This is a genomic window from Vreelandella songnenensis (assembly GCF_003002925.1).
Taxonomy (GTDB): domain Bacteria; phylum Pseudomonadota; class Gammaproteobacteria; order Pseudomonadales; family Halomonadaceae; genus Vreelandella; species Vreelandella songnenensis.
The window spans coordinates 74,797-86,953 of record NZ_PVTK01000007.1 but is presented as its reverse complement, the minus strand read 5'-3'; the positions used below and the strand labels follow the sequence as shown (position 1 = coordinate 86,953).

Genomic DNA, 12,157 nt, shown 5'->3' with positions numbered 1-12,157 from the left:
TGGCCGACGTCGTGTCTGATCTTTGTATCGCGTTTGTGTATAATAATGGTCTCATTCTTTTCAGGAGGACTTCACATGTTGAAAGTCGGTTTCGTGGGATGGCGTGGCATGGTTGGCTCTGTGCTGATGCAGCGCATGCAGGAAGATGGTGATTTCAGCGGCATCGAGCCGGTGTTTTTTACCACCTCCCAGGTGGGTCAACCTGGCCCCGACATCGGCGTGGACGTACCTCCGCTAAAGGATGCGTTTGCCCTTGAAGAGCTCAAGGCGCTGGACGTCATCATTACCTGCCAGGGCGGTGATTACACCAAGCAGGTGTATGCCGATCTGCGCAAGAACGGCTGGCAGGGCTACTGGATCGATGCGGCCAGTACGCTGCGCATGGAAGATGATGCCACCATCGTGCTTGATCCGGTCAACCGCAAGGTGATCGATGCGCAGTTGGCCAAGGGCGCAAAAACCTTTGTGGGCGGCAACTGCACCGTCAGCCTGATGTTGATGGGCCTGGGTGGTCTGTTCGAGGCCGATATGGTCGAGTGGATGACCTCCATGACCTACCAGGCGGCGTCCGGCTCGGGTGCCAAGCACATGCGCGAACTGCTCAATCAGATGGGCCAGCTGCGCGATAGTGTAAGCGGCGAGCTGGCTGATCCTTCCAGCGCCATTCTGGAAATTGACCGCAAGGTGACCGCCGCCATGCGCGGAGACGATTTCCTGGTTGATAACTTCGGTGCCCCGCTGGCTGGCAGCCTGCTGCCCTGGATCGATACCAAGCTGGACAACGGCCAGAGCCGCGAAGAGTGGAAAGGCTTCGTTGAAACCAACAAGATCCTGGGTCGTGGCGACCACCCGGTGCCCATCGACGGCCTTTGCGTTCGCATTGGCGCCATGCGCTCGCATAGCCAAGCCTTTACCATCAAGCTGAAGCAGGATGTGCCGCTTGATGAGATCGAGGATCGTATCGCCAGTCATAACGAGTGGGTCAAGCTGATCCCCAACGATAAAGAGGCCACGGTTGCCGGTTTGACGCCTGCTGCTGCCACCGGCACCTTGAATATTCCGGTAGGCCGCCTGCGTAAGCTCAATATGGGCGGTGAATACCTCTCGGCCTTCAGCGTTGGCGACCAGCTCTTGTGGGGCGCGGCGGAGCCGCTCAAGCGTATGCTGAAAATCCTGCGTGAGCAGTAAGCTGCGCTCGGGTCGTTAGACCTGAGAACCAAGCATGACGGGGAGCTTTGAAGCTCCCCGTTTTTTTGCAAGTGCTGGACCAGCAAAACGGGGCCAAACAGGATCAAGCTTCAGGCTGCGTCATGAGCGGGTGCGGGTATTTATGTTTTATGTATGTTAATTATACTTGGCGTGAATGAAGGCCGTGAGACGCGCTGAAGAGCAGGGGGCTTACCCAAACGTGTTTAAACCATTATTGCCACCGGCGGCGTTTACAGTGGCCGCTGGGCTGGCACTTTCTGCCGCGAGCTTCCCGGCCTGTGCGCTTGAGCTGGCGCCTGCTTCGGTTGCCTCCACCTTGCGAGCGCCTTTGAATGCGACGATAGCGTTGCACGATGCCGACATCTATCCGCTTAGCGAGATTCATGTTTCGCTGGCAGAGAAAAGTGCGTTCGAGGAGCAGGGGCTTGAATGGATGCCTGGGACCGAGGGCGTAGACGTCGAACTCAAACAGACGCAGGGTAGCCGATATATAGCTATCCATTCGGCGCAGCCCATAACATCGTCCTGGATCGACCTGCTGCTGAACATCGAGTATCCCGAAGGACGCTTGACTCATCCTGTTACGCTGCTGCTGGATCCACCCGGCTACGGGCAGAACGAGCACTCGCAAAGTGCCGCATGGGAACGCCATGCCACTCCGGCGAGCGTGGAGTCACCCGAGACCAGCGCAGATAAAGCGCTTGTACGTGCGGGCGATACGCTCTGGAGCATTGCCGAGCGCAGCAAGCCTGCCGAGGCCAGCGTCCAGCAAATGATGCTCGCGCTGGTACAGGCAAATCCGGTCATTTTCCCGCGCGGTGACATTAACCGCCTGCAGGCGGGGCAGGCGCTGAACGTGCCCGGTGCTGAACAGGCGCTGGCGCGCTCGCGAACAGATGCCGCTGATGCGGTGCAAGTCATGGTGAGAACGGGGCAATACCCGCGCGCTTCATCGGCCGTGGAGCCACTGCTGACACAGGCGAGCGAGGTCGATGAAGCGGGGGATATGCCGTTGGCGGTAAGCGCCCCGCTGAATACACCCGCCATGGCGGATACTCCCGCAACGTCTGACGCTATCGCCGAGCTTACCGCTCGCCTTGAAGAGAGCCAGGCTCGCTTGCAGCATGCCGAGGCGGAGCGTGAGCAGCTGCGCCTGGCGCTTGGAGAGCTGCGCGAAAGCGTTGATGCGTTAAGACAGCGCATCGATGAACCTCAGCCAGCTTTGCCTGGCCCAGTCGCGGCTGCCAGCGCCGGGCCCACTGATGCAGGTTTGCATGGTCAGCATCAGGAGCCCGCCCACGATCTTTTGACCGGGCTGGAGCGCTATCAGTGGCCGCTGATCAGTCTGGCGCTGTGCTTGTTGCTGGTAGGCTTGATATGGCTTCGCAAGCGGCGTGAAACTGACGATCAGTGGCGGGGCGCATCACAACCGGGCCCTGGACTTTTTACCACCACAATGTCCTCCTATAACGAGCCGAATCCGCCAGCACCTCAAAATATACCGTTATCTTCGTCAGCAGGCGCAAATGTATACTCGAACTCGAAGAGTCCAGGAGATGAGAAGAGCGATGGACTAGATCACCCTGCGGGTGCAGGTTCGCACGCCCATGAGGCCGCTTTGCTGGAAGAAGAGCAGGCGTTGAGTCAGAGCAGTGATTACTCGAGAAGTCAGGCGGCTGGACTGACAGGGCAGCGCTATAGCGACCTTACACGTGTGCAAGGCCGCGCAACCCCCACCGTTTTTGCACCTTCCGTACCTTCTGATAGCGAGCAGGCATTGCCCCGCCGGGAGGTCGAAGAGGTAGCATTCAAGCCCCGAGGCCGGGATAATAGCTAACCTTTCAAACTCTTGATGACGTGGCTTGATGACCCTGTTCTACCACTTTGATGAAAAAAATCCGCTGAAAGGCCGCCTGGCGATGGGCATCGAATACGACGGCTCGCGCTTTTGTGGCTTTCAGCGCTTGAAGCATGCTGCTTCTGTTCAGGGGGCAATAGAGGATGCCTTGGCCAAAGTGGCGAACGCGCCGGTTCAGATTCATGCCAGCGGGCGTACCGACTCCGGTGTTCATGCCACGCGCCAGATCATTCATTTTGACCCACCTGCCGAGCGGACCGAGAAAGCGTGGATTTTTGGTGCCAATACCAATCTGCCCCGTGATGTAGCAGTGCGTTGGGTCAAGCCGGTATCCGACGATTTCCATTCGCGCCTTGGCGCGCTTGGCAGGCGCTACCGCTACCTGCTGCTCAACCAGATCAGTCGCCCGGTGCTTGAACGCACCAACGTCACCTGGTGTCGTGACCCGCTGGATGCCGACGCCATGCACCGCGCAGCGCAGGCGTTGGTCGGCGAGCATGACTTTTCAAGCTTCCGCGCCGCTGGTTGCCAATCAAAAACGCCCTGGCGACAGATGCACTTTGTCGAGGTCAAGCGTTTCGGGCTGCTGGTGGTGATCGATATCCAGGGCAATGCGTTCTTGCACCACATGATTCGCAATATAGCCGGTGCCTTGGTCAGTGTAGGGCGTGGTGCCCAGGATGAAGGTTATATTGAACGATTGCTGGCGCTCAGGAATCGTAAGAAGGGTGACGTGACGGCACCGGCATGTGGCCTGCACTTTGTCGATTCGCTCTATGACGAGCGCTTTGACTTGCCGAAAGAGGCGTTGGGCCCCAACCTGCTCGCGTTTACCGGCGAGTGGACCGGCGAGCGTGTACTTCCTGATAGCCCTCGGGTAGCGGCACGGCGTAACCTGACATTCGCCAAGAAAACGCCGCACCCCGCCAAGGAGAGTTAATGACACACAGCGCCAGACCTCAGCGAACGCGGATCAAGTTTTGTGGCTTTACCCGTGCCGATGATATTGCGCGAGCGGTTTCGCTGGGAGCCGATGCGCTTGGCTTTGTCATGTGGCCGGCGAGCAAGCGTGGCATTACCCCAGATCAACTGGCAGCGCTCACCGAATCCGTGCCTGCTTTTGTTACCCGGGTTGGGCTGTTCGTCGATCAGCCTGCCGAGCTTATCAAGGCGTGCCTGCCGTATCTGGATGTGATTCAGTTTCATGGCGATGAATCAGCGGCGTTTTGTACCCAATTTGACCGCCCTTGGATAAAGGCGCTGCGCATGCGTGACGGTATTGACCTGCATCAGGCGGCAGCGCAGTACGCCCGTGCTCAGGCGCTACTGCTGGATGCCTACCGGCCTGGAACGCCGGGCGGCACCGGGGAAGTCTTTGATTGGTCGAGAATTCCCGCGGATCTTGCAAAACCTGTTATTCTCGCCGGAGGGCTCACGCCAGACAATATTGCGGCTGCCGTGGTCCAGGTAACGCCCTATGCCGTTGATGTTTCAGGTGGGATCGAATCCACGCCTGGCAGCAAGGACGCCGAAAAGATGGCCATGTTCGTCAATCAATTAGCGTTAGCCGACGCTCGCTAAGCACGCCGCGCAGTGAATCTTTTCCACTGCGCACTCTGGTTTTTTTCAACATTTGCCTGCGCTGGCAATCTGTGAGGTATCTCTGTGACTGTCTCAGCAACTGGTACACCTGAAAATAGGCCTGAAACCCGGTTCAGCGACCTGACCCGCATGCCTGATGCCCGCGGTCATTTTGGGCCTTATGGCGGCCGGTTCGTGTCGGAGACCCTGAGCTACGCGCTCGAGGACCTCGAAAAGATCTATTTGAGCCTGCGCGATGATCCGGCTTTTCAGGCGGAGTTTGATCGCGACCTGGCGCATTATGTCGGCCGCCCATCCCCGCTTTATCACGCCGAGCGCTGGTCCAACGCCCTGGGCGGCGCGCAGATCTGGTTGAAGCGCGAAGACCTCAACCATACCGGCGCGCACAAGGTCAACAATACGATTGGCCAGGCGCTTCTTGCCAAGAAGACCGGCAAGCCACGCGTGATTGCCGAAACCGGCGCCGGCCAGCATGGGGTTGCCACGGCAACCGTTGCGGCGCGCCTGGGCCTTGAGTGCGATGTCTACATGGGGGCGGAAGACGTGCAGCGTCAGAAGCTCAACGTGTATCGTATGCGCCTGCTTGGCGCGCGGGTCATCCCGGTCGAGTCGGGTACCCGGACCTTGAAAGATGCCATGAACGAAGCGTTGCGCGACTGGGTGACCAACGTCGATAACACCTTCTATATCATCGGTACGGTGGCTGGCCCGCACCCCTATCCGCAGCTGGTACGTGACTTCAACGCAGTTGTAGGGCGCGAGGCGCGGCGCCAGTCGCTTGAACAGATTGGTCGCCTGCCTGATGCGCTCATTGCCTGTGTGGGCGGTGGTTCCAACGCCATCGGCCTGTTTTATCCGTTTGTCGAGGATGACGCGGTGGCGATGTATGGCGTTGAAGCCGGTGGCGACGGCGTCGAGACTGGCCGCCATGCCGCGCCGCTGGCTTCCAACGCGCCGCGCGGTGTACTCCACGGCAATCGCACCTATTTGATGTCCGATGAAGCCGGGCAGGTGTCCGATACCCACTCGATATCCGCAGGCCTCGACTACCCGGGCGTGGGTCCCGAGCACTCGCACTGGAAAGACGTGGGACGGGTGAAGTACGTGGCTGCGAACGATAAAGAGGTGCTGGAAGCGTTTCGCGAGCTGACCCAGATGGAAGGCATCATGCCCGCCCTCGAGTCCGCCCACGCCCTGGCGCATGCCAAGGTGCTGGCGCCTACCATGCGCCCTGACCAACATATCGTGGTCAACCTTTCCGGGCGTGGCGACAAGGACATCATGACGGTCGCCAAGATTGACGGTATCGAATTCTAAGGGCAGCTTTCAAGGACAGACATGAACCGTATTGATCAGCGTTTCAGTGAACTTAAGCAGCAGGGTCGCAAGGCTCTGATCCCTTACATTACTGCAGGGGATCCGGCACCTCAGTACACCGTGGGCTTCATGCATGCGCTCGTTGAGGCGGGCGCCGATATCATCGAGCTTGGCGTGCCATTTTCAGATCCCATGGCGGATGGCCCGGTGATTCAGAAAGCCTGCGAGCGCGCGCTCAAGCAGGGAACGCGATTGGTGGATCTGCTGGACATGGTCGCCGAGTTTCGTCAGGCCGATACCACGACACCCGTGGTGTTGATGGGTTACCTGAACCCGATTGAGCGAATTGGCTATGAAACCTTTGCCGACAAGGCCGCCAAGGCAGGTGTGGATGGCGTCCTGGTGGTGGATATGCCGCCCGAAGAGGCCGATGAGTTTGGTCCGCTGTTAAAAGTACGTAATTTAGCGGCGATTTTCCTTGTCGCGCCTACCACTTCCCCTGCGCGAGCCGCTACAATATGCGCCCACGGTGAAGGCTACCTTTATTATGTTTCGCTTAAAGGAGTCACCGGTGCGGCCACGCTCAATGCAGCCGATGTCGCCGAGCATCTGGCGCCGCTTCGCGAGATGACCGATTTGCCGCTGTGTGTCGGTTTCGGTATCCGCGACGGTGTGACGGCGGCGGAAGTAGCTAAAGTGGCCGATGGGGTGATTGTAGGCAGCGCGCTGGTTAACCGTATTGCCGAGAACGCCGAAACACCCGAAATTATCGCGGGACAGCTAAAAAGCGTGCTTGCAGAAATGCGTACTGCAATGGACGCCTGAAGCTGCCTCTCATCGTCTAGACTGCATTTGATTGACGACACTCATCAAGCCTGGCGTTAGCAGGCATTGACGTAAACGGAAGCCTTTTTGATATGAGCTGGTTAGACAAGATAGTGCCCTCCATGGGGCGTATCCAGCGTAAAGACCGTCGCGCTAGCGTGCCCGACGGCCTCTGGCGTAAATGTCCCAAGTGTGAAGCCGTTCTCTATCTTCCGGAGTTAGAGAAGCACAACAGCGTGTGTCCTAAATGTGACCACCACTTGCGCCTGACCGCACGCAAACGCTTGGACTGGTTCCTGGATAAAAACGGGCGTGAAGAGATCGCAGCGGAGCTTGAGCCCGTTGATCGTCTGAAGTTCCGTGACTCCAAGAAGTACAAGGATCGCCTGACCGCCGCGCAGAAGGATACCGGTGAAAAAGACGCCCTGATTGCCATGCGTGGCGAACTGGATGGCCTGCCGGTGGTCGCCGTTGCCTTCGAGTTCACCTTCATGGGTGGCTCCATGGGCGCGGTGGTTGGCGAAAAATTCGTTCGCGCAGCGACTATCGCGCTCGATGAAGGCATTCCGCTGGTCTGCTTTGCCGCGTCTGGCGGTGCTCGGATGCAGGAAGCGCTGTTCTCATTGATGCAGATGGCCAAGACGTCGGCTGCTCTTGAGAAACTCAAGCAGGCGGGTGTGCCGTATATTTCCGTGCTGACGGATCCCGTATTTGGTGGGGTATCTGCTTCGCTGGCCATGTTGGGTGATCTGAATATCGCCGAGCCCAATGCGCTGATCGGCTTTGCCGGACCGCGGGTCATCGAGCAGACCGTGCGCGAAACGCTACCCGAAGGCTTCCAGCGCAGCGAATTTCTGCTGGAGCACGGCACAGTAGACATGATCGTGCATCGTCACGAAATGCGCACCCGGATAGGCGGCGTGCTGCGCAAGCTGACCCATCAGGAAGCGCTGGCTTACGCCGAAGAGCTGAACGCTACTGGTGAAGTGGCCGAGCCGATGGTGGACGAAGCTCATATTGCTGCTGACGCCGATGGCCTTCGCAACGACGCCGGTCACGAGACGATCGACAAGAGCGATGAAGCCCACCGCAATGGCTAAATCTCTTGCCGAATGGCTTCAGCATCTGGAAACCCTGCACCCGGTCGGGATCGATATGGGTCTCGAGCGCGTCTCGGAAGTGGCTGAGCGTATGGGGCTTCTTGAAAGCCCCATTGCCAAGCGGGTCGTGGTTGTTGCAGGTACCAACGGCAAGGGTTCTACCGTTGCCATGGCAGAAGCGGTCGCCCTGGCGCACGGGCTGCGCGTAGGAGCTTATTCATCGCCGCATCTGCTGCGCTATAACGAGCGGGTAAGGATTGCCGGGCAGGAGATCGACGATCAGCCTCTCGTTGATGGTTTTGAACGTGTCGAGCAGGCTCGCCTGCAAGCGCCCGAAGTCAGCCTTACCTACTTCGAGGCCGGCACCCTGTGTGCCCTATGGTGTCTGGCCCAGACAGAACTCGATCTTGCCGTGCTGGAGATTGGCCTGGGCGGGCGCCTTGACGCGGTCAATATCATCGATGCCGATGTCGCTGTGGTAACCACCATTGCACAGGATCATGCGAGCTTTCTGGGCACCGATATCTCTCAGATCGGATTCGAGAAAGCCGGTATCTTTCGTCCATTAAAACCCGCGATACTAGGTAGCCAGACGCTGCCCGGCAGCGTGGCGGAAACCGCCATTGGCATGGCGGCTCCGGTGTATCGCTTGGGGCTTGCATTCAGCCATAGCGCAGGGTTGGCCGCCGGTCGGCCCTGGTGCTGGCATGGGCTGACCGCAGAAGGCGACACTATTTCGCTCGATGCGCTTCCTGATCCTGGTCTGCCGATAGATAATGCGGCAACGGCGCTTCAGGCGCTCGCCATGAGCGGCCTTGTGCTGAAATCCAGCGTCACCCAAAACGCCCTGGCACAGGTGAAACTGCCGGGCAGAATGCAGTGGCAGGGGCAATGGTGCCTGGATGTCGGGCACAACCCGCATGCCGCCGCCTACCTGGCACATCGGCTTCCCGCGCCACCTGAAGGTGGCCGGCAGTGGGCGCTGATTGGCATGCTTGATGATAAAGATGCCGATGGCGTCATTGCAGCACTTGCCCCGCTTATTACGGATTGGGTATGTGTCACGCTGGAGGGTGAGCGGGGGCGGGAGGCAAGCGAGCTTGCCGAGCGTATCAAGGCCCAGGGTGGGCACGTCTACGGCTGTGCAGACTCACCGCAAGGTGGTGCGGATATCCTGGCATCCCAGTTGACCCCCCAGGATCGTGTGTTGGCACTCGGGTCCTTTCTGACCGTTGCTGCTCTGCTGGCTCGGCCCTTGCCACAGGCCGAGTAGCTTTATCAGGTACCGCGCGTAAGGCACAAGTTCGCTTGAGGGAGATGATATATGAAATACGGTAGAACAGAACGCATCAGCGGTATCGTGATCCTGCTTGCCCTACTGGCGATCTTTGTACCTTGGTTGATGAGTGATCCGGCACCTCGCGAAGAGCGGCCTCAGCCGACGTTCATCATCGAACAGCCTATTGATACAGCGCGGCGTGACGTGGCAATACCGGAAATGCCCTCAACCATCAATACGCCTTCATCGAACGGTGTCTCCACAAGTGATGCGGTCAACGCGCCAATCGATGCTTCTCCTGCACTGCCGCAGACCGATCGGATCGACCCGCCGAGTGAAACGGCGACGACCCAGGAGCCGAGCTCCTCATCAAGCGGATCCGCACCTCAAAACGATCCCATTGCTGATCTGGTGGCTTCCAATAGCACTACACAAGGCAGCAGCCAGAGCAGCAGCTCTTCTTCAGCGGCCTCGGCTCCATCCTCGACGCAGCAGGGCGAGTGGGCGGTTCAGGTGGGAAGCTTTGGCGATGCCGCCAACGCCGAGCGCCTGGGTAGCCAGCTTACCGGCGAAGGGTTCAGTGTCTTCAAGCGTCAGCGTGATAACAACCTGACCACGGTACTGGTAGGGCCCTACGCATCGTCTGAAGATGGGGAGGCCGCCATGGCCTTGATCAAGCAGCGAGCCAATGTTCAAGGTCTATTAGTACGGGTTAGAGATTAAACGATGGCATTGACGTGGATAGATGCTGTCTTTCTGGCCGTGTTGGCGCTTTCAATGCTGTCAGGGTTTGTGCGTGGTTTTGTCCGAGAAGCGCTAGGCCTGGGGGCTTGGGTGGTCGCGCTGATGGTGGCTCGGGTGCTTGCCGAGCCGGTGGCCGAGCTGATGAGCGGCTTTATCGAAAGCTTCGATGCCCGCCTGGTGCTGGCCTTTGCCCTGGTGATTTTTGCCGTGATCCTGCTCTGCGGCATCGTCATTCGCCTGGTGCACGCCGCTGTGGTATGGGTGGGCATGGGGCTTTTAAACCGCTTTGCGGGCGCTGCATTCGGACTTGCGCGCGGGGCAGTGATTCTGCTGGTGGCCACGGTGCTGATCACCCTGACGCCGCTTGCCGAGCTTCAGGCGTGGCAGCAGGCAACGCTGCGCCCGACCTTCATCGAATTGCGTGACTGGGCGGTCAGTCAGCTTGACCAGTGGGAGCGCGAGTTGCCCGAAGCGCCTGCGTCACTGCGCGATATATCCCTGCCGGAGCTTCGAACCCGCGAAGGGTTCACACCCCCGCCAGCGAATAGCCAGTAGTATTCAACTGCCTTTGGCGCCGTCGGTGCGAAAGGCAGTTTGAAAATGAGTTTCAGGAACGTACGGGCTTGTTTTGGCAAGCCATGGCACTAAAGCGAGGTAACTTGAATGTGCGGTATAGTAGGCCTTCTGGCCAAGCAGGCGGTAAATCAGGGAATCTACGATGCCCTGACCGTACTTCAGCATCGGGGCCAGGACGCTGCCGGCATGATGACCTGGAGCGAGGGACGCTTCCTACTGCGCAAGAGCAACGGACTGGTGCGCGATGTATTTCACACCCGTCACATGGCTCGCCTCAAGGGCAACCTGGGCATCGGCCACGTACGTTACCCAACCGCCGGTTCCTCCAGCGAAGCGGAATCACAGCCGTTTTACGTCAACTCCCCCTACGGTATTGCGCTTGCGCATAACGGCAATCTGACCAACTCCGAGCAGTTGAAGCAGGAGCTGTTCTCGACCGACCTTCGCCATATCAATACCAGTTCCGATTCGGAAGTGCTGCTTAACGTGTTTGCCCATGAGCTTGGCAAGCAGGGGCTGCACCTGGAAGCGGAAGACATCTTCGATGCCGTTCGTAGAGTGCACCGGCGCTGCAAGGGCGGCTACGCGGCGGTCGCGATCATCAACGGTTTTGGCATGGTGGCCTTTCGTGATCCTCACGGCATTCGCCCTGTGGTGTTCGGTACGCGCCAGACCGATAGCGGTCAGGAAGTGATGATCGCTTCCGAGTCGGTGGCGCTCGACGTGGGCGGTTTTGAGCTTGAGCGCGACCTCGGCCCTGGGGAAGCGATTTTTGTCGATATGCAGGGACAGTTCCATACCCAGGTATGTGCAGACCGCCCACAGCTGCGTTCGTGCATCTTCGAGCACGTGTATCTGGCGCGTCCTGACTCCATTCTCGACGGCGCCTACGTATACGGCACGCGGATGCAGATGGGGCGCAAGCTCGGTGACCGTATTCTCAGCGAGTGGCCGGATCACGATATCGATGTGGTAATTCCGATCCCCGATACCTCACGTACCTCGGCACTCGAGATGGCCCAGCACCTGGGGGTTACCTACCGCGAAGGCTTCATGAAGAACCGCTATATCGGCCGGACCTTCATCATGCCGGGCCAGACCCAGCGGAAAAAGTCGGTGCGCCAGAAGCTCAACGCCATCGACGTTGAGTTCAAGGGCAAGAACGTGCTGCTGGTGGATGACTCCATCGTGCGTGGCACAACCTGTAAACAGATCATTCAGATGGCGCGCGATGCGGGCGCCCGCAAGGTCTACTTTGCCTCCGCCGCGCCGCCGGTACGTTACCCCAACGTGTACGGCATCGATATGCCCGCGGCGGTCGAGCTGATCGCCCATGGCCGTACGGAAGAGGAAGTGGGCGAGCTGATTGGCGCCGACCGTATCTTCTATCAGGATCTGGAAGACCTCAAGAATGCCTGCCGTGAAGTCAATCCGGAAATGGAAGCCTTTGATTGCTCGGTGTTTGATGGCAATTATGTGACCGGCGACATCGACGAGGCCTACCTTGCAGTCCTGGAAGCCAGCCGCAACGATTCTGCCAAGGATCAGAGCGCCGGCGATCATGCGCTGGTGGATATGCATAACCAGGACGATGATCTCGACGACTGAACCGGATCGTGATGTTTACTGAATATAAGGGGCACGCCC

11 protein-coding genes are annotated in these 12,157 nt (G+C 58.9%); all 11 read left to right on the top strand.

All coding sequences use genetic code 11. From position 1 onward, the window contains the following. Positions 1 to 75: 75 nt before the first annotated feature. The 11 genes from asd (at position 76) to purF (ending at position 12,118) form a co-directional block, all read left to right on the top strand. On the top strand, positions 76 to 1,188 hold the full coding sequence (gene asd, locus B0H98_RS12205) for an aspartate-semialdehyde dehydrogenase (RefSeq protein WP_106375344.1): 1,113 nt from the start codon (positions 76 to 78) through the stop codon (positions 1,186 to 1,188). A gap of 220 nt (positions 1,189 to 1,408) precedes the next feature. Beyond that, complete coding sequence (locus B0H98_RS12200) at positions 1,409 to 3,046, top strand: type IV pilus assembly protein FimV (RefSeq protein WP_167392676.1); 1,638 nt, start codon at positions 1,409 to 1,411, stop codon at positions 3,044 to 3,046. 28 nt (positions 3,047 to 3,074) lie between these two features. Next, the gene (gene truA, locus B0H98_RS12195) at positions 3,075 to 4,007 is read left to right on the top strand and encodes a tRNA pseudouridine(38-40) synthase TruA (RefSeq protein ID WP_106375342.1); all 933 of its coding nucleotides are present in this window, start codon (positions 3,075 to 3,077) and stop codon (positions 4,005 to 4,007) included. After that, positions 4,007 to 4,648: a phosphoribosylanthranilate isomerase gene (locus B0H98_RS12190; protein WP_106375341.1), complete on the top strand. Its 642-nt coding sequence runs from the start codon at positions 4,007 to 4,009 to the stop codon at positions 4,646 to 4,648. Before truA ends, B0H98_RS12190 begins: the two co-directional genes overlap by 1 nt. Positions 4,649 to 4,726: 78 nt before the next feature. After that, positions 4,727 to 5,986, top strand: a complete 1,260-nt coding sequence (gene trpB / locus B0H98_RS12185) for a tryptophan synthase subunit beta (protein WP_422822152.1) — start codon at positions 4,727 to 4,729, stop codon at positions 5,984 to 5,986. Between the two features lie 21 nt (positions 5,987 to 6,007). Continuing rightward, positions 6,008 to 6,811, top strand: a complete 804-nt coding sequence (gene trpA / locus B0H98_RS12180) for a tryptophan synthase subunit alpha (RefSeq protein ID WP_106375339.1) — start codon at positions 6,008 to 6,010, stop codon at positions 6,809 to 6,811. A gap of 92 nt (positions 6,812 to 6,903) precedes the next feature. Continuing rightward, the gene (accD, locus tag B0H98_RS12175; protein WP_106375338.1) at positions 6,904 to 7,911 is read left to right on the top strand and encodes an acetyl-CoA carboxylase, carboxyltransferase subunit beta; all 1,008 of its coding nucleotides are present in this window, start codon (positions 6,904 to 6,906) and stop codon (positions 7,909 to 7,911) included. Further along, positions 7,904 to 9,184 carry a bifunctional tetrahydrofolate synthase/dihydrofolate synthase gene (gene folC, locus B0H98_RS12170; RefSeq protein ID WP_106375337.1) on the top strand — a complete coding sequence of 427 codons (1,281 nt, stop codon included), beginning with the start codon at positions 7,904 to 7,906 and terminating at the stop codon, positions 9,182 to 9,184. The genes accD and folC overlap by 8 nt, the downstream gene beginning before the upstream one ends. A gap of 51 nt (positions 9,185 to 9,235) precedes the next feature. Beyond that, positions 9,236 to 9,913, top strand: a complete 678-nt coding sequence (locus B0H98_RS12165; protein WP_106375336.1) for an SPOR domain-containing protein — start codon at positions 9,236 to 9,238, stop codon at positions 9,911 to 9,913. Positions 9,914 to 9,916: 3 nt separating this feature from the next. Further along, a complete protein-coding gene (locus B0H98_RS12160; RefSeq protein WP_106375335.1) occupies positions 9,917 to 10,489 on the top strand; it encodes a CvpA family protein in 573 nt (190 codons plus the stop codon). Positions 10,490 to 10,597: 108 nt separating this feature from the next. Further along, positions 10,598 to 12,118: an amidophosphoribosyltransferase gene (gene purF, locus B0H98_RS12155; RefSeq protein ID WP_106375334.1), complete on the top strand. Its 1,521-nt coding sequence runs from the start codon at positions 10,598 to 10,600 to the stop codon at positions 12,116 to 12,118. Positions 12,119 to 12,157: the final 39 nt, after the last annotated feature.

Bases quoted from the DNA above. Each gene is read 5' to 3' on its own strand.
- asd (WP_106375344.1), top strand. From the start codon at position 76: ATGTTGAAAGTCGGTTTCGTGGGATGGCGTGGCATGGTTGGCTCTGTG.
- truA (WP_106375342.1), top strand. From the start codon at position 3,075: ATGACCCTGTTCTACCACTTTGATGAAAAAAATCCGCTGAAAGGCCGC.
- B0H98_RS12190 (WP_106375341.1), top strand. From the start codon at position 4,007: ATGACACACAGCGCCAGACCTCAGCGAACGCGGATCAAGTTTTGTGGC.
- trpA (WP_106375339.1), top strand. From the start codon at position 6,008: ATGAACCGTATTGATCAGCGTTTCAGTGAACTTAAGCAGCAGGGTCGC.
- accD (WP_106375338.1), top strand. From the start codon at position 6,904: ATGAGCTGGTTAGACAAGATAGTGCCCTCCATGGGGCGTATCCAGCGT.
- folC (WP_106375337.1), top strand. From the start codon at position 7,904: ATGGCTAAATCTCTTGCCGAATGGCTTCAGCATCTGGAAACCCTGCAC.
- B0H98_RS12165 (WP_106375336.1), top strand. From the start codon at position 9,236: ATGAAATACGGTAGAACAGAACGCATCAGCGGTATCGTGATCCTGCTT.
- B0H98_RS12160 (WP_106375335.1), top strand. From the start codon at position 9,917: ATGGCATTGACGTGGATAGATGCTGTCTTTCTGGCCGTGTTGGCGCTT.
- purF (WP_106375334.1), top strand. From the start codon at position 10,598: ATGTGCGGTATAGTAGGCCTTCTGGCCAAGCAGGCGGTAAATCAGGGA.